The sequence below is a fragment of the Clostridium chromiireducens genome (assembly GCF_003575225.1).
Classification (GTDB): domain Bacteria; phylum Bacillota; class Clostridia; order Clostridiales; family Clostridiaceae; genus Clostridium; species Clostridium chromiireducens.
In genome coordinates this window covers 542968-565500 of record NZ_QXDJ01000004.1, presented here as the reverse complement: position 1 = coordinate 565500, position 22533 = coordinate 542968, and the positions used below count along the sequence as shown (strand labels likewise).

Below are 22533 nucleotides of genomic sequence, written 5' to 3'. Positions count from 1 at the left end.
CTTATGAATGCCAAATGGTCAGATTTAAATAAAAAAATGCAAATACAGATAAAGAAAAAAGATACTTTTTATGCAGGAATTGATACATTATTGGAGTTAAGAAAAGAATTAATGAAAGAAATAATAGGTTTTAAGGAATTATTGAATAGAGAAGATTTTAATGCAATGCCTTTTATCAACGCGAAAGGGTATCATAATAAAACAATTGCCTATTCTTTGTATCATATTTTTAGAATAGAAGATATAGTATCCAATTCTTTGATAAAAAAAAGAGAGCAAATATTTTTTAAAGATAACTATAGTGAAAGAATGAAGTCACCTATTATGACAACTGGAAATGAACTGATTAAACAAGAAATTTCAATATTTTCATCAAAACTAAATTTGGAGGAACTATATCAGTATATTAGTGATGTTGATATTTCAACATCACAATTACTAAAAGAACTTTCATATGAGGATTTGAAAATAAAAATGAATGAACAAGATAAGAAACTGATTAAGTCATTGGATGTAGTTAGTAATGATGATGATTCTGTTTGGTTAATCGATTATTGGTGTGATAAAAATATTCAGGGCTTAATTCAAATGCCATTTTCACGACATTGGATAATGCATATTGAAGCCAGTCTTCGTATTAAAAATAAAATATGCAAAAGCTGACAAATTCCAATTTATTAGTAAGATATAATTATTATATAAATACGTTTTATTAGTATAATAAAATTAATAACACAACTAAAATATCGCATTATTTCGGATGAATTTGCGGTGTTTTTTTGTTGCACAATTCTAAAATATTACTCAATGTGTTTTATGAAGTAAAATGTTCTTTGAAAATTGAATAGTGCAATTATGGAGGAACATGTTAAAATAAGAAGATATTTGTAGATAATAAAATTAAGGATGTATTAAGAGAATATTGTTTAAAAATTTACTAATAGCTATCGAAAGAAAAAATATTTAAATGAAAGCCGAGGAGTAAAATGAATAATAAAACGTATGAGAATAAAATGCCCATTTATTTAAAAGAAACAGTTGATCAGCAAATTGCAAAAGCAAGAGAACTTCAAAATAACAAAACTATAAGTTTTTCTTTTTTTACGGACCCACATATTACTGAAGCATCGACTTTTGCAGACATAGAGGCCATTAATTATATAAACAATAATATGGATATTAAATTTACAGCTTGTTGTGGAGATAATTTAGATAATGGAATAACAAAGCAAATTCATTTAGATACAGCAGCAAAATTAATTAATAAGATATCTTTCGATAATTATTTTACAGTTAAGGGAAATCATGATGATAACTCGATAATTTCAAATGGAACAGATAATGTAAAATATACCATGATACCACAAGAACAATATAATATCATGTTTAAAAGGTTAGAGGGAATTGTTAAATTTGATGAATCAAATAGAGAAGGAATGTATTATTACTATGATATGCCAGAATATAGGGTCAGAGCAATTTTTTTAAATTCTATCGATATTCCATATATTAAAAATCAATATAATAAGGCAGCATGGAAGTATGATGGACAAAATACTTATGCTTACTCAAATACTCAGTTAAACTGGTTAGCACACATTGCATTGAACATACCAGATGAGCAATGGAAGGTTATATTTTTTACGCATGTTAATCCATTTCCAGAAGAAATGATAGGTGCAGATAATCTTGTATATAACGGAACTGTAATGTTAGATATTATTGATGCATTTAAGATGGGAACAAAATATAATTCTATAGCAACTACTGGAGACTTTGGACAATCAGTTTCAGTAGATTTTTCTTCACAAGGACTTGGAAATGTTATTGCATTTTTCTATGGACATACACATAGTGAACAAGTATTAACAAGAAAGGGGATTAAATATATTAGTACATGGAACGATGTGCCTAGAAAATCATTGAGTAATCCTAACGCACCAACAAGAATGATAGGTACAACATCAGAAATATGTTTAAATATTGTCACAGTAAATTTCGACTTAAATAAAATTTTTATAACTAAAGTTGGAGTAGGGGATGATCTAGTAATTAATATGTCATAAATATTTCTCTTATTATATATTATAAAAATGAATTTGCGATTTTTAAATATTACTAACTATCCAGAAAAAAATAGTAGCAAATAAAGATATCTTCTCTATATTAAATGAGACTTGATGAAGTACGTCGCAAGTAAACATTACAGGAAAATTGAATAATGTAATATTTACAAAATGTGCTATAATTAATTCATAAATAGTAAATACTTGTAAATTGTGATAGTAAGCAATTACATGGAGGATAAATGGAAGAGTATACAATTGGTCAAATTTCTAAATTACTAGGCGTAAATAAAGAGACAATTCGATATTATGAAAAGTTTGGATTATTACCATTACCTGAAAAAAAAGAAAATGGCTATAAAATATATACAAAACGTCATATTGAAGTAATGGAAGTAATTTTAATAATAAAAGATTCAGGATTTACACTAAATGAAATAAAAAATATTATTACTTTCCCGGAGGAGGAGTTAAATTCTCAAAATGATTTATTAAAAGAAATAATATTTAAGAAAATAGACGTAATTGAAAATAAAATTGAAGATTTATATAGTTTAAAAAAGGGATTGGAAAAGGTTGTATACAATATTGAAAATTATAATATAAGAAGTTGTATTGAAATAAAGAAAAAAATAAAATAAAGAGAGTATTGACTAGGGAGTATACTACAGGGTTTATTATATTAACAAATACAATGTAAAAAAATTGAGGAGATGTTAATATGATAGGTTATTTTAGTTCACTCATATGTGCAGTGATTACTTTTGGAATGTCTTTATTACAGTTATCCATTACATTTGGTGCTCCATTTGGTGAATATGTTCTTGGAGGGCAAAATAAGGTATTACCACAAAAAATGCGTTTTATAAGTGCCACTTTATTTTTTATATTCATCTTTGTTGGTATGACTTATTTGCAAAGAGGTAATATATTAAATATAGGGTTTAACTCTATATTTGTGAAAATAGTTATAATAGTGAATACTTTATTTCTCGCATATGCAATTGTAGGGAATGGAATGCTAACAAAAAGTAAAAAAGAAAAATATGTAATGACGCCATTTGCAATTATACAATTTATATTCAGTGTAGTTTCCTTAATTTCTATATAGGGAGAATAGGAATGTCTATTAAACTATTCATAATATTTAAGTTTGATGAAGAGCATAATTATCAATGTAGAGAGTGCTTGTATGTATATGATATTTTTGAAAATAAATTCAATTATGGATTACGTGGATCATCATATAGAAAATGTCCTAAATTCGGAAAATACTCATATGCGAAATATGTAAGGAAAAATTAAATAATATGTTTAAGCGTATTATTGTTGGTACAGATAGTGGAGCTAAGCATATAGAGAATACATAGTTTTTAACATAATTTATATAAGATTTTTATGATACGTACACAAAGAATCACAGGTCCGAATATCACATTATTCAGAAATGAGAATGTGATTTTTTATTGTACAATTTTAAAATGCTGCGCACTATGTATAAGATTTGAAGTAATTAATGTCCTTTGATAATTTATTAATGTAATATTTATAGCGGATGCTGCTAATAATTTATAATAACAAATTGAATTATATTTATGATGATTTTAAATAATAGTTATTTATATATACCACATAGACTACATAGTTCTTTAAAGTTTTAACTAATTATATATCTAATAATTGTGAGGTGAAAAAATGGATGCAATAAGTATAGAAAGTCTAAAAAAATCCTATGATGGACATACTGATGCTTTGAATAATATAAGTCTTGTTATACCTAAAGGAGAGATATTTGGTTTTCTTGGTCCTAATGGTTCGGGGAAAACAACCACAGTGAGAATTCTTAATGGAATTCTTTCAGCAACATCAGGATATGCAGAAATTCTAGGGACACCTGTTAAGGAAAATAATCTTGAGATTCATAGATTATGTGGAGTTATGACTGAGAGCTCCTACTGTTATGAAAATCTTACTGCCAGACAAAATCTTATATTCTTTGGGAGTATGCATGGAATAGAGGAAAGATTACTTGATGAACGTATTGATTACATATTGAAAAGGCTGGAGTTATTAGATGTAAAAGATAAGAAGGTGAAATCTTTCAGTACAGGAATGAGAAAGAGAATTTCTTTAGGTATAGCATTGATTCACAATCCTAAAGTTTTATTCCTTGATGAACCTACCTCTGGTTTAGATCCAGAAAATGCGTTGAATGTTACAAGGCTTATAAAAGAACTTGCGGAGGAAAATGAAGTTACAATCTTTCTTTGTACTCATCAATTAAAATATGCTGAAGATATCTGCACCCTATATGGTTTTATAAACAATGGGAATATCCTTGGTTTAGGTACCTTTGATGAACTTGCTTCAAGGAAAAATGCAGCTCTTCAATTAAAAATAAGAGGCAAAAATATTTCGGAGAAGCTTGGATTTGTACGTGAAAATAGTGGTTTATATAGTAAAGCCATTTTAGGAGATAAAGAAGCCAATACTCTTATACAAAGTATACTGGCAAACGGTGGAGAAATTTATGAGGCTATGCAGCAGAAGTGGTCTTTGGAACAGCTGTATTTTAAATATATAAAAGGTAGAAATGATGATGAAACTTTATAGGTTTGGAGTGGTTAAAGTATGAATAGAAATGAAAAAGCATTGATATATAAAGATATAAATGAAATAACAAGTTCGAAAAGAGTTATAATGCCTATGACCATTGTACCAATTATTCTTACAATAATCGTACCCCTAGGAATACTGATAGGTGCAAACTTTGCTCAAAATGATTCTAGCATGATTACGAAACTGGCACCTCTTTTAAAAAAGCTGCCTTTAGAATATACAACATATACTCCAGCTCAATTATTAATAAAAGTAATGATAAACTTTATGTTTCCTTCATACTTTCTTATAATTCCTATAATGTGTTCAGGAGTAATTGGGGCTAGCAGTTTTGTTGGAGAAAAGGAGCATAAAACTCTGGAGTCTCTGCTTTATACACCAATATCAATGGAACAACTGCTTAGAGCAAAGATTTTAGGGGTTTTTATACCATCATACATAGTGACTTTGATTTCATTTATAGCCATAGGAATCATATTCAATATAGGTGGATTTATATATTTTGGAGGACTTATTTTTCCAGATATAAAATGGCTCATAATTATACTTTGGATTTCACCTGCAATCAATTTACTATCGTTGATATTTACTGTTATGGTATCAGCAAAATCAGAAACCTTCCAAGAAGCACAACAAGTAAGTGGACTTCTTGTTATTCCTGTGATTCTTTTATTAGTGGGCCAAATGACAGGTGTACTTTTACTTAGCAATCTTGTTTTGTTTCTAGGAGGAGGTATTCTCTTGATACTTGATTACATATTAATGAAGAGGATTGCTTCTAAGTTTATTCCAGAGAAACTAATTTAACTAAATCTAAAGTTTTTTAATTTTGTATCAGAATGCAAAGTATGGGATTTCACTAGTAGATTTTTCTGAAGATTTAGTACGCAACTTGTAGGTTTTGTGTAGTAAATTATGTGAATGCTCTTTGAAATTGAATAATATGCAATTTACAGTTTATGTTATAATTGATTAGGAATAGTAAATAAGAGCATTATATAAAAGTAAGGAGAATTAATAATGGGTAAAGAAGAAATCAAAGAACTGTTACAAGAGTTTGGATTACCAGAAAATAAAGCAGATTATTATGCTAATCTTGAGATCAATGACAAGAATTTTGCGTGGCTTTCAGCATTTCGGTTTGTAAGACCCCTAAATAAAAGTCTTGAATCTTATAAAACAGAATATGGTGATATTTTAAGAAATAGAATTGAAAAAGGGTTCAGTATTTCTAAAGTTGAAAGTGAATTATTAGAAAAAGGAGCAACACCAGAACTATTAGGTGATTTTGCATACGAAATAGCATTAACTGCTTTTAATGAAGTTTTATATCGTTTATCAGATCCAGCGGGTGGAGATTATGATCTGGAAGATGAAGGTGAAAGCCTACCATCTTGGACTTTGATAGAAAGAGATTCAAATGGATCAAGAAATGAAAGGCATTTAACTGAAACTCATAGTTTAATTCCATTTTCAAATTTATAATTTAATGATTTATTATTTTTAAAACTATGAATCACAAAAAATAAATAACAAATTGTAAAATCGCATTATTCAAGAGATTGAATTTGCGGTTTTTTAATGCGTCATACTAAAATATTATGCACTATATAAAATGAGTATAGCAATCTAGAATTGTTTTTATAATTGAATAATGCCATATTTACAATATATGCTATAATTGATTTATAATGGTGATTTATAGCGCATTTTAGAAGGGGGATTTTATTTGAGTAAGAAAAGATTTCAAATGCCTGTTGCCGTACACCTTTTGCTTATTAGGGAAGGTAAAATATTATTGTTAAGAAGATTTAATACAGGATATGAAGATGGAAATTATAGTGTTGTGGCAGGGCATTCAGATGGGAATGAAGATGTAAAATCAGCAATGATAAGAGAAGCAAGAGTAGAAATTAAACCAAACAATATCAAATTCGCAAGTGTCATGCACAGAAAATTAGATGATGAAAGAATTGATTTCTTTTTTACAGCAGATTCATGGGATGGTGAAATAACAAATATGGAGCCACAAAAATGCGATGATTTATCATGGTTTGAAATTGATGACCTTCCTTATAACGTTATCCCATATATAAAGCGGGCAATAGAAAATTACATAGCTGGTGTGCAATTTGATATTTATGGATGGTGATAAATATATTGCTCTAGAGAAATCAATTTTAAAATATAAATAATACTTTGATAAGTATACATGGAGGTTATTATGAAAATTACTTTATTAAGACATGCAACTTGTTTGATTGAATTTGAAAACACAAGGTTTTTATTAGATCCTATTTTTTATAACAAAGGAACATTATCACCAGCAAATGGTGGACAACTGATTAACAATCCTTTGGTTGATATGGAAGCCAAAGATATTGATTTAAGTAACATAGATGCAATATTATTAACTCATCCCCATAGAGATCACTTTGATGAAAGGATTATTGAAATTTATGGAGAGAATGTGAAAATAATATGTCCTTCTTATTTTGAGGAAACTATTAGTAATGTAGGTTTTAATAATATTTTATCAATAGATGATACTATTAAATTTAAAGATATTAGTATTAAATCAACTAATGCAAGGCATGGCATAGGAGAAATTGAATCCATAATGGGAAAATCATTTGGATTTATTCTTGATAGCTCCAATGAAGGTAAACTATATATAACTGGAGATACTGTCTGGTGTGATGAGGTAAAAACAGTATTAAATAATGAAAAGCCAGAATATATATTGGCGTTTTCAGGAAATGCGGTATTGAATGGTAATAAAATTACTATGGGTAAATACGATATAGAGCAAATCTTAATCAATTCAAAAGATTCCATAGTTTTACCAATTCATCTAGAAGCCTGGAATCATTGCATTCTCAAGAGAGAAGAATTAACTAATCTTAACCATAGAATAAAGGTATTAAACAATAGTGAAAGTATAACATTAAGTAATAAATAGTTTATATTAGTGTACTAATATATTTTATAAAAATATATATCAGACTTAAATATCGCATTATTAAAAGAGAGATTAATTTTGCGATTTTTTATACGTAATTCTAAAATATTACTCATTATTCTAATTTGACGAATCAACAAATCACTCACCACAAAATTGTGGTGAGTAAAACTCCTTGGTTATAAATTAAATAATTAATATTTACAAAATATATTAAGTTAATTCAAATATTGAAAGTCATAGTAACTATGTTGATTAGTTAAAATAATATTAGGTAATTATGAAATCAAAATTGTTTAGGAGGTAGTTATGGAACAGAAAAGAATTGCTGGAGAAAAATCAGCAGAGTATATAAAAGATGGAATGACATTGGGATTAGGTACTGGTTCAACAGCTTATTATATGATTAATAAAGTTGGAAAATTGATTCAAAGCGGTATGAATTTAAAGGGTGTAGCAACTTCAAAAAGTACTGAGAATTTAGCAAAGGAATTAGGTATTCATTTTGTAGGTATGTTTAATAGGCAGTAAAATATGAGGTTGTGAATTAGGTTCTAAACGAACAGCTTGTTGTGTTCGTTCACTATCATCAAAAATAATCAAATAGGAGTCATAACTAGGCGAAACATTCTGGATAGTATAATTAACATTTTCCATTAGGTTCAAATCCTTTGGCGAAAAAAATCCTTCTGAAAATGATTTTGAAGCTGCTACAGTGGTTACCGAGTATATATTAAAAAATAGAAATAAAAAAATAGAAAATACCATAAAAAATCTTTTCATTAGATTAACCACCTTTCATAACTTAAAGTGAGAATAGAATTAAATTACTCAATTTCTATTATGTGATAGGTGAAAAAATATATTCATCATAATAAATATTTAAATCCGTAATACTAATAGGTTGAATAAAAAAGAACAATTAAAGATTATAATTATTTAACATATTCATAATAAGGTATTTTAATCGTAATTCCTGTTTCATCAAATTTATAGTCAATATTATTGAGAGGAGCTCTTCCAGAAGCTAGATTCATTTAATGGATGATTCATATGTAGAGCCATGGGAATCGGTAAGAAGTTAATGAGTTTTATTGAAAAGTACGCTCAAAAAAGAGAGTGTTACTTCACTATGCTTGTTTCAGCTTACAGAAGGAAAGAAGCTCATAAATTTTATGAGGCTATTGGATACAATAATGATGTTGTAAAAGGATATAAAAAATATTTATAATATAGAGAGCGCTTGCATGTATATGATATTTTTGAAAATAAATTCAATTATGGACTACGTGGATCATCATATAGAAAATGCCCTAAATCTGGAAAATAATCCTATGTGTGAAATATGTAAGGAAAATTTAAATGAAAATAATACTCTTTGGATTTTGAAAAATGTAGTGTTTACAAAATATGATATAATCAACTGGAATATAAATGGTAATTTGTAGGGGAGTAATGGTGATAAATAGCTGGGAAAAATTATCAGGCGGTAATTTAACAAGTGCATATAGACAAAATGAAACAGTTTTGAGGGAACAAAAGGCTTGGAGTCCAACAATACACTTTAACCAAGAGAAAGCATATATATATTGAAAATTGAATAATGCGATATTTACAATTTGTGCTATAATTGATTCATACTAGTAAATTATTGTGAATTAAACTTTAAGGAATTTATAGATGGAAGGGTAAGGCACATAAAGATGAATAAAATAAAAGTATATAAATATGACGCATTTTCAGATACTCCTAATAAGGGAAATCCTGCAGGCGTTGTTTTAAATGCAGATAATTTGTCGGATGGGCAAATGCAAGAAATCGCATATAGAGTAGGATTTAATGAAACAGTTTTTGTTGTTAAATCTGATAAGGCGGATTTGCAGATTAGATATTTTACACCAGGTCATGAAATTAATTTATGTGGACATGGTACTGTTGCAACATTATACTCGTTAAAATTAAAAGGACTAATAAACAAGAGTGATAAGATAACAATAGAAACAAAGGCAGGTATTCTACAAGTTGATTTCTTTGAAAAAGATAAAACGTTATATGTATTGATGGAGCAAGCTCTTCCTATTTTTAAACCTTTTAAAGGCTCAATTGAGGAACTTTCATATTCAATAGGACTGAACCCGGACGATATTGATACATCTATTCCGACTGTTTATGGTAGTACTGGGACATGGACACTACTTGTTCCAATAAAAACTTTAGAAGCCTTTTCACGTATGATACCACAAAACAAATTGTTTCCAACTACATTAAAGGAGATGCCACAATGTTCAGTTCATCCTTTTTGCTTAAAAACTATAAAAAAACATACTCATATGCACGCAAGACATTTTTCCTCTCCATTTTCAGGAACAATTGAAGACCCAGTCACAGGAACTGCGTCAGGAGTAATGGGCGCATATTATATAACCTACATAACTCCGGGTATGAATGCTCTTGAACTGATAGTAGAGCAGGGGGATGAAGTGAAACGAGATGGTGAAGTACATGTTCATGTTACTAAGAAAGATAATGATATAAAGGTTGCTATATCTGGAACTGCTGTTTATACAGATGAAATAACAATTGAGTTCAAATGATAATGTATAAAGAAACTCAATCTTCTTAAATCATGAATCAATAAAAATAAATAACGTATTATAAAATCGCATATCACTATGAATTTGCGATTTTTTTCTGTGTAATTCTAACATAGTACATAATATGTAAATTGTGCTTAGAATTAAGTAAAAAATAAGTTACTTAAAGTAGGAAACTATCAAAATAAAATTTTTAAGCATTACAAGATGAAAGTTAGAGAGGATGAAGAAGAATAATTAAAGATTCTATAAGATTCCATCTCGTGTGGAGTATTGTCTCACTGAGGAGGGAAATTCTGTGGTTCATATTTTGCAGAGTATTTGCAGATGGTCTGAAGCCTATCACAAGGAAGATAATGAAAATAGAATGACTCAATGTGAAAAATGTGACTATAAACAAGGAAAAGGGGCATTTTCGCCTGAAAATAAAGTTGATTCGAAACCCAAACACGGTGGCTCTGAATAGTATTATATGATTTTAGAGTTTTAATCAGATGAAAACTGGATATTATGATATTTACAATTTATGCTATAATTGATTCTAAATAGTAAACTAAAATGAAGTAAACATTGTATGAAGATAAGTGGTTAGCTATTTTGAAGATTAGAAATAAAAATATATGAGATTTAAATATAAGGAGGAAATAAATTATTATGGGGTTTAATATAGTTGATATGAATACTTGGGAGAGGAAAGATTGCTTCAATCATTTTTTTAATAATGCAAAATGTACATACAGTATTACTGTTAATCTTGATATTACTAATTTATATAATTATACAAGATCTAATAAGTTAAGACTTTATCCAACCTTTACATGGATTGTTTCAAAAGCTATAAATAATTATAAAGAATTTAAAATGGCCATAGATGAAGAGGGTAGGTTAGGGTTTTTTGATGAAATTGGTCCGAGTTATTCTGTATTGAATGATAAGACTAAAGTAATGAGTGATATGTATACAGCTTTTAATAATGTATTTTTGAGTTTTTATGAAGACATGGTAAATGCTTTGAACAGTTATAAAGAAGATAATAATTTTACAACACAATTTCAGAAGAATTTCTTTATTGTCTCATGTCTGCCTTGGTTTAATTACACATCTTTTAATGTAAACAATGAAGGAAGTAGTCCTTTCCTGTTTCCGATGGTAACATGGGGGAAGTTCTTTGAGGAAAATAATAAAATTATTATGCCAGTAACTATCCAAGTACATCATGCAGTTGCTGATGGATACCACTGTTCATTGTTTTTTTCAGATGTAATGAAAATATCATTAAATCCAGAACAATATTTAAAGTAAATTCAAAAACGTTTATCATCCCCTTTATTTTAACTTCATTATGAATCATTTGATATTTTAATGGAAAATATAAATCAGACATAATCTTTTTAGAGCGTTTGATTTATCCTATGAAATTAACATATTAATATTAGATTCAAGAAAGGGAGTATATAAAGGTTTATGAGCATAATACTTAAAATTTATAAACGGGATATAAAAAAAATAATATCTAATAAGCCTCTCATGATTATAATAGCAGGATTACTTTTTGTACCTGCCTTATATGCATGGATTAATATAATAGCATCTTGGGATCCTTATGGTAATACCAAAGGATTGCTAGTTGCAGTAGTAAATAATGATAAAGGTTCTAAGATTCAAAGCATAGAAATCAATATAGGTAATGAAGTAGTAGATAAACTAAAGAATAATCAAAGCATTGGCTGGACTTTTGTTGATGAAAGTGAAGCTGAAAGTGGAGTGAAATATGGTAAGTATTACGCCAGTATAACCATACCTGAAAATTTTTCGAGCAATCTTCTATCTATTACAGCAAACGGTGAACCTACTAAGGCTAATTTAATTTATGCTGTTAATGAAAAAATTAATGCTATTGCACCTAAGATTACAAAAAGCGGACTAACTACTCTGCAAAGTGAAATAACTAGCTCCGTTACTAAAGAAGTAAGTAACACTGTGCTTAATTATATGAGCGCCTATGGTGTTGAACTAGAGCAGCTTAAGCCTAAGATGGAGGAATTTATAAATATGGTAAGCAATATAGATGCTAATCTTCCTCAAATCGGAGAAGGTATAAATAATGCGTATAATGGAGCTGTAGATATGAATAATTTCATAAGAAATATTCAGGAAAATGTACCTAATATAACAAATTCCTTGAATAATGCTCAAAATGTTATAAAGTCCAGTAATGACTTTTTTAGTAAAGTAAATGGCACTATAAAAAATATATCTCCATATATAAGAACTGACTTGGCTGGAGCAAAAGCTAATGCGGACACAGTGAAAAATAATCTTAGCAGCATTAATAATTCTATAAATACAGATGTTAAAGGGCAGCAGGAGGCTTTAAAGTCTTCCGTTAATAATTTAAACAATGCAATATCTACTATTAATAATGATATAAATATACTTCAGTCTGTAAATAACATGTTACATAGTAATTTACTTTCTAATTTCATAAGCAAAATGCAAAATATTAGAGATCAGCTGGTTCAAAATAAATTGAATCTGGATAATGTTATAAGTGCTTTAAGTAGTGGTAATGCAATTTCTTCTGATGCAGTAAATTCTGCTATACAAAATATAGATAAAACCTCTCAGCTTATAGATGAGTCAATAAGTAATTTTGATAACACTATTTCTCCACAAATAAATAATCTAGTAAATAATACAACAGATATGGCAAATAATTCGTTAGGGCTTTTAGAAAGTGCAAAAAATAATATGCCTTTAATTAATAGTTTATTAAAAGACGCAAATATCGGTACTGACCTAGGGGCAGCACAGCTTAAAGATATTAAGGATAAATTTCCACAGGCTCAAGAAACCATTCATAGCAATGTTGAAAAATTTAAAAATTTGAACAATGATCAGAAATTTAATGAACTTACGGATTTTTTACATAAAAACACAAAAGATGTAAGTGATTTTTTAGCAAATCCAATTGAGCTAGTGCAAAATAGAGTATTTCCTATACCTAATTATGGATCAGCTATGTCTCCGTTCTATAGCACTCTTGCTATTTGGGTGGGGGGATTTACACTGCTTTCTATATTGTCTATACATGTAGAACCTTTAGAAGATGGTAAAAACTTGGCAACAACAAAGATGTTTTTTGGTAGGTTTTTAACCCTTGCTACTCTTTCATTACTTCAGACTATTATTATTATTTTAGGAAATTTTTTTATCATTAAAACTTATGCCGTAAGTCCAGTGGTATTTTTAATATTTTCTATGTATGTGGGGCTTGTGTTTATAATGATTATCTATACTCTGGTTTCCGTATTTGGAAATGTTGGCAAGGCTTTAGCATTGATTATAATGGTACTTCAAGTTTCGGCATCAGGTGGAACATTTCCAATACAACTTACACCTAAGTTTTTTCAAAATATAAGTCCCATGCTTCCTTTTACCTATGCTATAGGCGGAATGAGAGAAGCGGAAGGCGGAATTATTTGGAGTTCCTTATACTATAATGCAGGAATTTTATCTATATATTTTTTCATCTCAATAATAATTTCTATTTTTCTAAAGGAAAAGGTCAATAAGAAATCTGAAAAGTTTGTTAAAAGGATGAGAGAAAGTGGATTGGTTGGGGAATGAGGATAAGTGGAGATTTTTCTAAGAGGGAAATTTTAAATAGTTTAATAAATAGCTTTCACTGAAATATTATAAATCATTAATATGATCATTACCCCATTGACATAAGCACTGCAAAACAGGCATAATGCTTAAACCTCTTTGGGATAGAAAATATTCTACCTTTGGAGGAACCTGGGGATATTCTTTTCGAATAATTAAATTATCTAATTCTAATTCTTTTAACTGTGTACTGAGCATTTTATGAGTAATTGTTCCAAGGTGACGTTTCAACTCACCATACCTTAGAATTTGTTTTTTCCAAAGCCAGAATAATATATGCATTTTCCATTTACCGTCAATCAAAGACATTGCATAAGCAAATGGTTTAATATTTATTTCATCATTCATGGTTACTCTCCTTTTGGGTAGTATCTAACAAAAAAGTGCATACTTGTTATGAATTATATATTAATTTATCATATAGACAACAAATATTCAAGGAGGATAATATTATGAAAAAAGAGATACAAGTATTTGATTATGCAAATGAGATAATGAGAGCACTTAAAACAGGGGTTTTATTAACAACAAAGGTAGATGATAAAGTTAATTCTATGACTATTTCATGGGGAACTTTAGGAATAGAATGGGGAAAAGCGATTTTCACAGTCTTCGTGAGGGAAAATCGATTTACAAAACATCAACTTGAAAAAAATCCTGAATTTACGATAAATATACCGTTTGGCGAGTTTGATAAAAAAATATTGGGGATTTGTGGCACAAAATCTGGTCATTTAAGTGACAAAATTAAAGAACTAAACTTGACATTAGAGCCATCTAATAGTATTTCAGTTCCTGCTATTAAGGAACTTTCACTTACACTTGAGTGCAGGATCGTATATAAACAAAAACAAGATGAGGGAGAGATTAAAGAAGAAAATAAAAATAAATTTTATCCACAAGATGTCGAAAGTTCATTTCATGGCGCAAACAAGGATTTTCATACAGCTTACTATGGAGAAATTATAAGTGCATATATAATTGAATAATATATTCAAAAGTTTTCAATGTAATATTAGAATATATGTATAACGTAAAATTAATAAATTACAATATAAAGTTAAATATTATAAATACAAGGGTAAAAAAGATAATATCTTTTAGTCTTATATTTATGGTAGGGTTAATCCTTTGTATTGTGCTGTCTTGGGGGGGCATAATTTGGTCCCCCTTTATTTTATATATACAGCAGCCTTTTCACCAATATTTCATGTCTATGTATTCGTACAATTGCCTTATACGATAATTCCTATAGCAATAGAAATTAAATTTAATCTTACAATAAATGTTGTAATTGAATCATATTGGTAATTAGTATAAGATTGAATTATAGGCATTGGTAAAAGGGGAGTACAAAATGTTACATAAAGATTCAATAATTAAGGATTTGGATTATCCAATAAGTGAGTATTGGATAACTTCTGGTTCTGCCTTATTAATGCATGGAGTGAAAAAAATGCTTTAAAGAATTTAAATGTAGTATTAGTTCTGAGTGCTCGCATAATTAGGAGGAGATACAGTGAAGAAAAAACAACAAGTAGACAAGCGATTATTAGCAGAAACATTGACTGTTATAATTGTTACTGTTTTATTATTTTTAATATTTAATAATCTTAAAGCAATCATTCCTGTAATTCCTATAATATATCTTTTGATTGAGAAAAGAATAAGACATCGTTCTTGGGCGGAGATAGGGTTTAATATAAAAACTGTCTTAATTGATATAAAGAAAAATTGGCACTTTATTACATTAGCTGGTGTTATTTCACCACTTCTAACATTTTATATAGGAAAGTATTGTATAACAGGATATATTGAACACGTAAAATCAAGATTACCAATGGATGTAAAAGTAATAATACCTGCAATAATATCTATCACAATAGGTACATTTTTAGAGGAAATTATTTTTAGAGGATTTATTCAAGGGAGATTACAATGGTTTATAGAACCAGTTAAGGCAATTATAATTTCATCCTTACTTTTTGCTTTTATGCACTACTCAGATGGAAGCATTGCTATTGTAATATCTGATATGTTTGGAATATTCATTGATAGTATATTATTTGGAATTATTTTTACAAAAACTAAAAACATATTTACTTCGTGGATTGGCCACTACTTTAGTGACCTTATTGGTATGATATGTTTATTATTTCTTATATAGTATTTTTTATATTGTGAGCCAATAAAATTAATGACAGATATTAGTATCACATTATTCAGAATGAGAGAGGGTTATTTGTGTTAAAGCACTGAAATATCTAACACTATATTAATTTGAAGAAGTAACAAAGCACTCACCACAAAATTGTGGTGAGTAAAACTTTCTATTAGATAAGTAGTTAAAAAAACCTTACAAAATATGTTATGGTTAATTTATAATGGTAAATAAGTGTGGTATTCGTGAAGGAGAAGTATTATGAAAGTCATAAAAATAGGGTTGATTATTTTTGTCATATTTGTTTTAAGCATAATTCCATCATGGTTTGTATATACAAGATTTTGTTTGGACAAATATTTGATGAAAGATAATATCTTATTATTTGGGAACAACACCTATATTTGTAATGAATACTGGTCACCCACAGATGACGTAAACCTCGGGAAGACGATAGGTATTGGGGTAGGAGAAAGTAGAACAATAACAGACTTAATTTGGCCATTTTGGGTTATAGAGTATAAAGATGATACTGAACATGATAGCCTTTACCTTAGTGGACTTATGGGTTCTGGAGGTAAATATAAGAAAGTTCCTAATTCTAATAATAGTAAGTAACTACGAGATAAGCACTATTTATAATACCTGCAGATAAATGTAATTTAACAATTAGTTATTATTAAGGAGGTAAAAATGAGCATTAGAAGTACAGCAAAAGCAATTATTATAGATAAAAACAAAATTTTATTAAACAAATGTTTTGATGAGTATAATGGAAATTATTATTCATTACCAGGTGGAGGGCAAGATACATATGAAACTCTACCTGAGGCAATTATAAGAGAATGTCTTGAAGAAACTGGATACAATGTTATTCCAATAAGGTTTTCTGCTTTATATGAGGAAATATGCGATGACCCTAGAACAAAAGAGTTATATCCTGAATATATCCATAAAATGTATCATATTTTTATTTGCAAATTAAAAGATGATATAAAAGTCAAGCCTACAGAAATAGATGATATGCAACTTAAAAGTGAATGGATTGATATAGACAATTTAAATCAAATACGCTTATTACCTAGTTTTTTGAATGATAATATTTTAGAAATGATAAATAGTGAGATTACTAAATTTTTCGGTTCTGAACATATACCTTATAATCACGGTTAAAAATATTTCTCCAAATAAGAAATAATTTAAAGTTAAGTATATAAATAGTAATTTGATGGGGGATTAGATGAAAAAGCGACTTCTTATTGTATATATTTAGATGATGTTCTTATTGGTGCAACAATTCTTTGGATTAATGATAATAATGAAAACTATTTAGGGAAGCTATTTATTGATCCTGATTATGAGGAAATGGGGTTGGAATAAAAGTTTGGAGTACTGAAACGCCTATTTTTTCTCGAAGGAATCATAATTTCTATGTTAATAAGTGTGGATTTCATGTGATAGAAATAAAAAATCCGAAAGATTTAGAAGAAGGCAGCTTTATCTTAAAAAAGGTGATTTCATAAATTCGAATTTGGAGTTATCAAAAAAATTTATATTTGAAAAAGCTATTGATTGAACAGATACGATGAACCGCGTCATATTATATAATATATAAATCCTCAAGCTGGAATATAAAAATAGATAAATTGGATTCTGAAATTAAAATAGCAGATTAAAATATTCATAAGATAAAATGGCAATAATGATAGCTAGAGGAGGCTATAATATGAAAATAAAAACTAATCAAAAAGCATTAATATTATTAGTTATTATGTTTATAGGTTTTCTGTTCACATTATTTTCAAAGGATATACCTATAATGATTATATTGCAAAGCGGATTTGAAGCAGGAGTGGTAGGTGGATTTTCAGATTGGTTTGCAGTAGTAGCACTTTTCCGTCATCCATTAGGTATCCAAATTCCACATACTGCATTGTTACCTAGAAATCGTCAAAAAATAACTACAGCTTTGGTTTCAATAGTAGAAAATAACTTACTCAATAAATCAAGCATTATAAGTAAAGTACATGAGTTAGAAGTTGTGAAAAAAATATTAAATATATGTAAAAAAAGTATATATTCTAATGAGGGGAAAGCAGCCATATCACATATTATTAAAGGGGTTATAAATTATATTCCCATAATAAAGATTTCTTCTTATGTACTTATATTAATTGAAAAATACTTAAATAGATTAGATACTAAAAAATTTCTTGAAAAATTAATTGATATATGCTTAAAGAATAATTATGAAGAGAAATTTTTAGATAATTTAATTGTTAAGTGTGAGGAGATAGTAAAAGAAGAAAAAGTAAAAAATGAATTTGGAAATATAGTATTTAGTTCAATAAAAAAACTTAAAATAAGTGGAATGATGCAATATACTTTAAACACAGCTTTAAGCCTTTTAGGGAAAGAAAAAGTAGGAAAAATAGCACAAGAATTAGTTATTTCAATATTAAGTGATTTAAAAAATAAAAACAATTCAAGCAGGGTGATGATACTTAAATTAATGCGGAATAATATAAAAAGCATCAGTAGCAATGAGAATATCATACAGAAAATAGATGAGTATAAAACTAACTTAAGTAATAATATTGAGCTAAATAATTACATAGTGAAAACATTAAATGAATTAAAAAGTATAATTTTAAATTATCTTAATGATGATTACATAAAAAATAATATATTGCCGATGCTAAGTAACTTAATAGATGGTATATCAGAAGATATTAGTTTAATGAATAAATTAGAACAGCAGATACAAGAACATGTATCAGAATACATAAGTGTTAATCACAAAAAGATAGGAAAACTTGTTAGAGATAACCTTGAAAAATTAGATACTGAAACTCTTATAGAATTAATAGAAGAGCGAGTTGGAGATGATTTGCAGTGGATAAGGGTAAACGGTGCTATTTGTGGTTTTTGCGTTGGTTTAGTATTAGGAATAATTAGAGTGCTATAAGGATTAAAAAGATATATGAAGAAAAAGGGTTATCACTTACTACTGATACGGTGAACCGTATCATAAGTAAATGAGGAATTTACTAAAATTAGGAATAGAAAGATAGCAGTATTTCAACTTCTTCATCTGTAAATAATTTATTACGCAACTATGTTCATTCCTAATATTATTGGTTATATTATACATAAAAGTACCATATAAGATAGACTTTTTTTTATTGTCTATCCCATATGGTACTTTTCATTTTATATCATGTCTACAAGGTTTCTTCATTTTTGTGAAACATGAGTCATAACCTATTTTATTTGTTTTATTTCGTTTTGAATGTCAGCGGCGATAGCTGATACCTTGATTTTATAATTAGCATAAATAACCATGCTTCGCTCTTCTGGAGTTAGGTCTGCTAAAATAGTTTTATTCCATTGAGAGATGATTTTATTCCAGTATGTTTTGAATTCTTTGGCTGCTTCAGTGGTATAAACTTTTTTAACACGCTGATTGGAGACGTCCTCGGTTCTTGTTAATAACCCTAAGGCTTCTAAGGATTTAATGGAACGTGCTACAACTGACTTATCAATCGACAAGTTACTGCCGATGTCATCTTGGATTGTTCCGGGGTTAGCACTGACGTATATTAAAACCATAGCATCAGAGAAACTCATGTTTCGGTCAGATAAGGCTGCTTTTATATAGAGTTGTGATTTTCGGTATATAGCACCACAATAGTTGAGGAAATATAATTCTTCCATATCATTCAGTTCTCCTTAAACTAAAATTTGAAACCGTTTTTAAGAGATGTGACTTGCTTCATTTTTTATTATATAGAAGGGAATTGTATTCTGCAAGTAATTTAGTGGATATTATCAACAGTTGACATAGTCAACTATTGATAATATAATAAAGTCAGAGTCTGTTTTATAGAGAATATTTGAATTCTATATTTGGAGTATAAAAAATATAGTAACTACTACTGGTTGCTTAAAAATGGAGAGAGAAAGGTGGGCTTGACATATATAATATCTTGTTTCTGATATTGTGGATATAAATTTTACAAATAATGATACTCGATCAGCGAGAAGGGGAGGAAAATAAAATGAATAAAAAAGAAAATCAAGAATTTAAAACTGAAAAGCTAACTGCTATTATTAACGCTCGCATTTTTAATGGAGAAAAGGTGATTGATGAACAGATTGTAATAATTGACGGTGAAAATATCGTTGCTATCGGTGGTGAAGTACCAGTTGGAGCAACAATTGTCAATGCCAAGGGTGCTACTTTAATGCCTGGTCTTATTGATTCTCATGTGCATACTTCGGTAGACGGTCTACGCCATGCATTGAAATTTGGTGTTACAACTGAATTAGAAATGATGGGTGGTTATACGAAAAATGGTCGTGAATTAGAGTTAAAGGGTATCTATGATATTGCAGATGTACGTTCTGCTGGTATGGGGGTAACTGCTCCAGGTGGGCATCCGGATGAACTAATAGGGGGGGATGGCATTCCTGATTTTGTACTTAAAGAAATGGAAAAAATGACTGAAGAAGAAAAAGCTGCATTTATAGCAGCCCATGAACAGCAACACAATCATGAAGAAGAATCACCTTCTGTAACAACCATTCAGGGAGCTGTTAAACATGTAAATGAACAAGTATCCCAGGGTGCAGACTATGTTAAAATCTTAATTGAAGAAGGAACAGTAATGAATAGTCCTGGTCTTCCTGTTTTAAGTGATGATATTTATAAAGCAGCAGTAGATGAAGCACATAAGTTGGATAAAATAGTGCTTGCCCATGTGCTAACAGCGGAATCTTCAAAAACAGCAATTAACCTTGGAGTAGACGGATTAGCTCACGTATTTATTGATCGTCCGTCGTGGACTCCTGAATTGATAAAGGCAATTGCTGACAGTGGTGCTTTTGTAACACCTTGTCTAGTACTAAATTCTTCTATTATTGGGAAGCCAGCTTCTGATTTAGCAACTGATCCACGTGTTATTTCAAAACTAAGTCAAGAATGGATAGATACATTGAATTCAAGTTTTAATACATTCCCACAAGGAACCATGAAAGACAACTTCAATAATGTAATGGATCTTCATAATGCTGGGGTAGATATTTTAGTTGGTACAGATGTTTCTGTTCCAATTCCAATACTTGGAGGACTTGCACATGGTGCTAGTGTACACCACGAACTTCAATTACTAGTTGAGGCTGGTTTCACAGCAATTGAAGCACTGCGAGCTGCAACTTCTGTCCCTGCTCGACGTTTTGGTCTTTCGGATAGAGGACGCATAGTAGTTGGAGCACGTGCTGACTTATTATTAGTTGATGGTGATCCAACTACCAATATATCCGACACTCTATCTATCAAAGCAGTTTGGAGTAGAGGGTTAAGACTTGACAGTATATAATACAATGATTATAAAGGCTTAAAGATAAATCAATAAGAATTGATATGAAATAAGAGTATAAATTAACATATGGATAAGAAAGTGTGTTATCACTTGTTACTGATACGGTGAACCATATCATTATCAATATTGAATAGATAAAAGCATTCTAGTTAGAGGATGTGATAAAATGGATAAAGACGATAATGAGGTTTTGTTAATTGCTATTGATATTATGAAAAAGTACAAGGATAGATTAATAAGTCTACAGAAGAAGGTTGGTAAAACAGAAAAGAAACAATGAGGTGATACACGAATGCTATATGATAATTTATATATAAAAGAAATCCGGCTCAAGAAAGAAATTTATAAAGCGGACAGCTATATTAAAGAGTTGCCTGTAGTTAATAACTTAATCAGCTTAGATTTATCAAGCAATGTAACATTTTTTGTTGGTGAAAATGGCAGTGGAAAATCAACATTACTAGAAGCTATTGCTATTAATAGTGGATTTAATGCAGAAGGAGGAACTAAAAATTTTAGTTTTTCATCAAGAGAAACACATTCTGAATTATATAAATATCTTACTATAGTAAAGAGTGTGAGGAGACCTCGTGATGGCTTCTTTCTAAGGGCGGAAAGTTTTTATAATGTAGCTACAGAAATAGAAAATCTCGATTCAGAAAGTTCTATGGGGCGTCGTGTTGTAGATAGTTATGGAGGTAAATCATTACATAAGATGTCACATGGTGAAAGCTTTATTACACTCATGACCAATCGTTTTGGTGGAAATGGGCTATATATTTTAGATGAACCAGAAGCGGCATTGTCACCAGTTAAACAAATGGCTATGCTTACTATTATTAATGAGCTTGTAAAGAAAAAATCACAGTTTATTATTGCAACTCATTCACCAATATTAATGGCATATCCAGGTGCAGATATATTTGTTATTGATGATGATGGAATTACGAAAACTCCTTATAAAAAGACTGATAATTACATGATAACAAGAAAATTTTTAGAGAATCCCGAAAAGATGATGGGATATCTGTTTGACTAGATTAGTTTAAAAAGCAGTATTCGGAGAAATCCAACTACT

General features: G+C 29.1%; 28 protein-coding genes. 26 read left to right on the top strand and 2 right to left on the bottom strand.

Annotation, left to right across the window (positions count from 1 at the left end; genetic code table 11):
• The first annotated feature begins 3 nt into the window (after positions 1 to 3).
• The 18 genes from D2A34_RS18435 to D2A34_RS18350 all read left to right on the top strand — a co-directional run bounded on the left by D2A34_RS18435 (position 4) and on the right by D2A34_RS18350 (position 13871).
• Entirely contained in the window at positions 4 to 663 is a 660-nt protein-coding gene (locus D2A34_RS18435) for a phage head-tail adapter protein (RefSeq protein ID WP_119367531.1), read from the top strand.
• Positions 664 to 986: 323 nt separating this feature from the next.
• On the top strand, positions 987 to 2066 hold the full coding sequence (locus D2A34_RS18430) for a metallophosphoesterase family protein (protein WP_079440717.1): 1080 nt from the start codon (positions 987 to 989) through the stop codon (positions 2064 to 2066).
• 242 nt (positions 2067 to 2308) lie between these two features.
• The gene (locus D2A34_RS18425; RefSeq protein WP_079440718.1) at positions 2309 to 2707 is read left to right on the top strand and encodes a MerR family transcriptional regulator; all 399 of its coding nucleotides are present in this window, start codon (positions 2309 to 2311) and stop codon (positions 2705 to 2707) included.
• Between the two features lie 80 nt (positions 2708 to 2787).
• Positions 2788 to 3177 (top strand): hypothetical protein, encoded by a 390-nt coding sequence (locus tag D2A34_RS18420; RefSeq protein ID WP_119367530.1) that lies wholly within the window; start codon positions 2788 to 2790, stop codon positions 3175 to 3177.
• Positions 3178 to 3188: 11 nt separating this feature from the next.
• A complete protein-coding gene (locus tag D2A34_RS18415; RefSeq protein WP_119367529.1) occupies positions 3189 to 3371 on the top strand; it encodes a hypothetical protein in 183 nt (60 codons plus the stop codon).
• Between the two features lie 390 nt (positions 3372 to 3761).
• Positions 3762 to 4679 carry an ABC transporter ATP-binding protein gene (locus D2A34_RS18410; RefSeq protein WP_119367528.1) on the top strand — a complete coding sequence of 306 codons (918 nt, stop codon included), beginning with the start codon at positions 3762 to 3764 and terminating at the stop codon, positions 4677 to 4679.
• A gap of 18 nt (positions 4680 to 4697) precedes the next feature.
• Positions 4698 to 5492 (top strand): ABC transporter permease subunit, encoded by a 795-nt coding sequence (locus D2A34_RS18405; RefSeq protein ID WP_119367527.1) that lies wholly within the window; start codon positions 4698 to 4700, stop codon positions 5490 to 5492.
• A gap of 213 nt (positions 5493 to 5705) precedes the next feature.
• Positions 5706 to 6170: a hypothetical protein gene (locus tag D2A34_RS18400; protein ID WP_119367526.1), complete on the top strand. Its 465-nt coding sequence runs from the start codon at positions 5706 to 5708 to the stop codon at positions 6168 to 6170.
• A gap of 244 nt (positions 6171 to 6414) precedes the next feature.
• Positions 6415 to 6837, top strand: coding sequence for an NUDIX hydrolase (locus D2A34_RS18395; RefSeq protein ID WP_182629415.1), 423 nt, complete (start codon positions 6415 to 6417; stop codon positions 6835 to 6837).
• A gap of 72 nt (positions 6838 to 6909) precedes the next feature.
• Positions 6910 to 7647 carry an MBL fold metallo-hydrolase gene (locus tag D2A34_RS18390; protein WP_182629414.1) on the top strand — a complete coding sequence of 246 codons (738 nt, stop codon included), beginning with the start codon at positions 6910 to 6912 and terminating at the stop codon, positions 7645 to 7647.
• A 309-nt stretch (positions 7648 to 7956) separates the two neighbouring features.
• A complete protein-coding gene (locus tag D2A34_RS18385) occupies positions 7957 to 8178 on the top strand; it encodes a sugar phosphate isomerase family (RefSeq protein ID WP_242966104.1) in 222 nt (73 codons plus the stop codon).
• A gap of 532 nt (positions 8179 to 8710) precedes the next feature.
• Positions 8711 to 8878 (top strand): GNAT family N-acetyltransferase, encoded by a 168-nt coding sequence (locus D2A34_RS18375; RefSeq protein ID WP_079440727.1) that lies wholly within the window; start codon positions 8711 to 8713, stop codon positions 8876 to 8878.
• A 31-nt stretch (positions 8879 to 8909) separates the two neighbouring features.
• Positions 8910 to 9095 carry a hypothetical protein gene (locus D2A34_RS18370; RefSeq protein ID WP_139376245.1) on the top strand — a complete coding sequence of 62 codons (186 nt, stop codon included), beginning with the start codon at positions 8910 to 8912 and terminating at the stop codon, positions 9093 to 9095.
• A gap of 10 nt (positions 9096 to 9105) precedes the next feature.
• Entirely contained in the window at positions 9106 to 9240 is a 135-nt protein-coding gene (locus D2A34_RS27480; protein WP_279221636.1) for a hypothetical protein, read from the top strand.
• A gap of 110 nt (positions 9241 to 9350) precedes the next feature.
• Entirely contained in the window at positions 9351 to 10241 is an 891-nt protein-coding gene (locus D2A34_RS18365; protein ID WP_119367523.1) for a PhzF family phenazine biosynthesis protein, read from the top strand.
• Positions 10242 to 10494: 253 nt separating this feature from the next.
• Positions 10495 to 10707, top strand: coding sequence for a winged helix-turn-helix transcriptional regulator (locus tag D2A34_RS18360; RefSeq protein ID WP_119367522.1), 213 nt, complete (start codon positions 10495 to 10497; stop codon positions 10705 to 10707).
• Between the two features lie 188 nt (positions 10708 to 10895).
• On the top strand, positions 10896 to 11543 hold the full coding sequence (locus D2A34_RS18355) for a CatA-like O-acetyltransferase (protein ID WP_079440730.1): 648 nt from the start codon (positions 10896 to 10898) through the stop codon (positions 11541 to 11543).
• Positions 11544 to 11705: 162 nt separating this feature from the next.
• Positions 11706 to 13871, top strand: a complete 2166-nt coding sequence (locus D2A34_RS18350) for a YhgE/Pip domain-containing protein (RefSeq protein ID WP_079440731.1) — start codon at positions 11706 to 11708, stop codon at positions 13869 to 13871.
• A gap of 66 nt (positions 13872 to 13937) precedes the next feature.
• Here D2A34_RS18350 and D2A34_RS18345 read toward each other — a convergent pair whose 3' ends face one another.
• Positions 13938 to 14258, bottom strand: coding sequence for a winged helix-turn-helix transcriptional regulator (locus D2A34_RS18345; RefSeq protein ID WP_079440732.1), 321 nt, complete (start codon positions 14256 to 14258; stop codon positions 13938 to 13940).
• Between the two features lie 104 nt (positions 14259 to 14362).
• Between D2A34_RS18345 and D2A34_RS18340 the strand changes: the two genes are divergently transcribed.
• From D2A34_RS18340 to D2A34_RS18315, 6 genes are all read left to right on the top strand, one after another.
• Entirely contained in the window at positions 14363 to 14899 is a 537-nt protein-coding gene (locus D2A34_RS18340) for a flavin reductase family protein (protein WP_119367521.1), read from the top strand.
• A 530-nt stretch (positions 14900 to 15429) separates the two neighbouring features.
• Positions 15430 to 16077: a CPBP family intramembrane glutamic endopeptidase gene (locus D2A34_RS18335; protein WP_079440734.1), complete on the top strand. Its 648-nt coding sequence runs from the start codon at positions 15430 to 15432 to the stop codon at positions 16075 to 16077.
• A 255-nt stretch (positions 16078 to 16332) separates the two neighbouring features.
• Positions 16333 to 16689, top strand: a complete 357-nt coding sequence (locus D2A34_RS18330; RefSeq protein ID WP_079440735.1) for a hypothetical protein — start codon at positions 16333 to 16335, stop codon at positions 16687 to 16689.
• A gap of 75 nt (positions 16690 to 16764) precedes the next feature.
• Positions 16765 to 17244, top strand: coding sequence for an NUDIX domain-containing protein (locus tag D2A34_RS18325; protein WP_079440736.1), 480 nt, complete (start codon positions 16765 to 16767; stop codon positions 17242 to 17244).
• 90 nt (positions 17245 to 17334) lie between these two features.
• Positions 17335 to 17451 carry a hypothetical protein gene (locus tag D2A34_RS27600; protein ID WP_341467267.1) on the top strand — a complete coding sequence of 39 codons (117 nt, stop codon included), beginning with the start codon at positions 17335 to 17337 and terminating at the stop codon, positions 17449 to 17451.
• A 346-nt stretch (positions 17452 to 17797) separates the two neighbouring features.
• A complete protein-coding gene (locus tag D2A34_RS18315; RefSeq protein ID WP_119367520.1) occupies positions 17798 to 19039 on the top strand; it encodes a DUF445 domain-containing protein in 1242 nt (413 codons plus the stop codon).
• 296 nt (positions 19040 to 19335) lie between these two features.
• Here the strand turns inward: D2A34_RS18315 and D2A34_RS18310 are convergent, their stop codons facing one another.
• Positions 19336 to 19788, bottom strand: coding sequence for a MarR family winged helix-turn-helix transcriptional regulator (locus D2A34_RS18310; protein ID WP_119367519.1), 453 nt, complete (start codon positions 19786 to 19788; stop codon positions 19336 to 19338).
• 308 nt (positions 19789 to 20096) lie between these two features.
• On the opposite strand from D2A34_RS18310, the gene D2A34_RS18305 reads away from it, so the two are divergent.
• Both D2A34_RS18305 and D2A34_RS18300 read left to right on the top strand, forming a co-directional pair.
• The gene (locus D2A34_RS18305; RefSeq protein ID WP_243128362.1) at positions 20097 to 21452 is read left to right on the top strand and encodes an amidohydrolase family protein; all 1356 of its coding nucleotides are present in this window, start codon (positions 20097 to 20099) and stop codon (positions 21450 to 21452) included.
• Positions 21453 to 21747: 295 nt separating this feature from the next.
• Positions 21748 to 22494: an AAA family ATPase gene (locus D2A34_RS18300; protein WP_079441416.1), complete on the top strand. Its 747-nt coding sequence runs from the start codon at positions 21748 to 21750 to the stop codon at positions 22492 to 22494.
• The last annotated feature ends 39 nt before the right edge of the window (positions 22495 to 22533 follow it).

Excerpts from the sequence above, each read along its gene's own strand:
- D2A34_RS18435 (WP_119367531.1), top strand. The coding sequence starts at position 4 with ATGAATGCCAAATGGTCAGATTTAAATAAAAAAATGCAAATACAGATA.
- D2A34_RS18430 (WP_079440717.1), top strand. The coding sequence starts at position 987 with ATGAATAATAAAACGTATGAGAATAAAATGCCCATTTATTTAAAAGAA.
- D2A34_RS18425 (WP_079440718.1), top strand. The coding sequence starts at position 2,309 with ATGGAAGAGTATACAATTGGTCAAATTTCTAAATTACTAGGCGTAAAT.
- D2A34_RS18420 (WP_119367530.1), top strand. The coding sequence starts at position 2,788 with ATGATAGGTTATTTTAGTTCACTCATATGTGCAGTGATTACTTTTGGA.
- D2A34_RS18415 (WP_119367529.1), top strand. The coding sequence starts at position 3,189 with ATGTCTATTAAACTATTCATAATATTTAAGTTTGATGAAGAGCATAAT.
- D2A34_RS18410 (WP_119367528.1), top strand. The coding sequence starts at position 3,762 with ATGGATGCAATAAGTATAGAAAGTCTAAAAAAATCCTATGATGGACAT.
- D2A34_RS18405 (WP_119367527.1), top strand. The coding sequence starts at position 4,698 with ATGAATAGAAATGAAAAAGCATTGATATATAAAGATATAAATGAAATA.
- D2A34_RS18400 (WP_119367526.1), top strand. The coding sequence starts at position 5,706 with ATGGGTAAAGAAGAAATCAAAGAACTGTTACAAGAGTTTGGATTACCA.
- D2A34_RS18390 (WP_182629414.1), top strand. The coding sequence starts at position 6,910 with ATGAAAATTACTTTATTAAGACATGCAACTTGTTTGATTGAATTTGAA.
- D2A34_RS18385 (WP_242966104.1), top strand. The coding sequence starts at position 7,957 with ATGGAACAGAAAAGAATTGCTGGAGAAAAATCAGCAGAGTATATAAAA.
- D2A34_RS18375 (WP_079440727.1), top strand. The coding sequence starts at position 8,711 with ATGGGAATCGGTAAGAAGTTAATGAGTTTTATTGAAAAGTACGCTCAA.
- D2A34_RS18365 (WP_119367523.1), top strand. The coding sequence starts at position 9,351 with ATGAATAAAATAAAAGTATATAAATATGACGCATTTTCAGATACTCCT.
- D2A34_RS18355 (WP_079440730.1), top strand. The coding sequence starts at position 10,896 with ATGGGGTTTAATATAGTTGATATGAATACTTGGGAGAGGAAAGATTGC.
- D2A34_RS18350 (WP_079440731.1), top strand. The coding sequence starts at position 11,706 with ATGAGCATAATACTTAAAATTTATAAACGGGATATAAAAAAAATAATA.
- D2A34_RS18345 (WP_079440732.1), bottom strand. The coding sequence starts at position 14,258 with ATGAATGATGAAATAAATATTAAACCATTTGCTTATGCAATGTCTTTG.
- D2A34_RS18340 (WP_119367521.1), top strand. The coding sequence starts at position 14,363 with ATGAAAAAAGAGATACAAGTATTTGATTATGCAAATGAGATAATGAGA.
- D2A34_RS18330 (WP_079440735.1), top strand. The coding sequence starts at position 16,333 with ATGAAAGTCATAAAAATAGGGTTGATTATTTTTGTCATATTTGTTTTA.
- D2A34_RS18325 (WP_079440736.1), top strand. The coding sequence starts at position 16,765 with ATGAGCATTAGAAGTACAGCAAAAGCAATTATTATAGATAAAAACAAA.
- D2A34_RS18315 (WP_119367520.1), top strand. The coding sequence starts at position 17,798 with ATGAAAATAAAAACTAATCAAAAAGCATTAATATTATTAGTTATTATG.
- D2A34_RS18310 (WP_119367519.1), bottom strand. The coding sequence starts at position 19,788 with ATGGAAGAATTATATTTCCTCAACTATTGTGGTGCTATATACCGAAAA.
- D2A34_RS18305 (WP_243128362.1), top strand. The coding sequence starts at position 20,097 with ATGATACTCGATCAGCGAGAAGGGGAGGAAAATAAAATGAATAAAAAA.
- D2A34_RS18300 (WP_079441416.1), top strand. The coding sequence starts at position 21,748 with ATGCTATATGATAATTTATATATAAAAGAAATCCGGCTCAAGAAAGAA.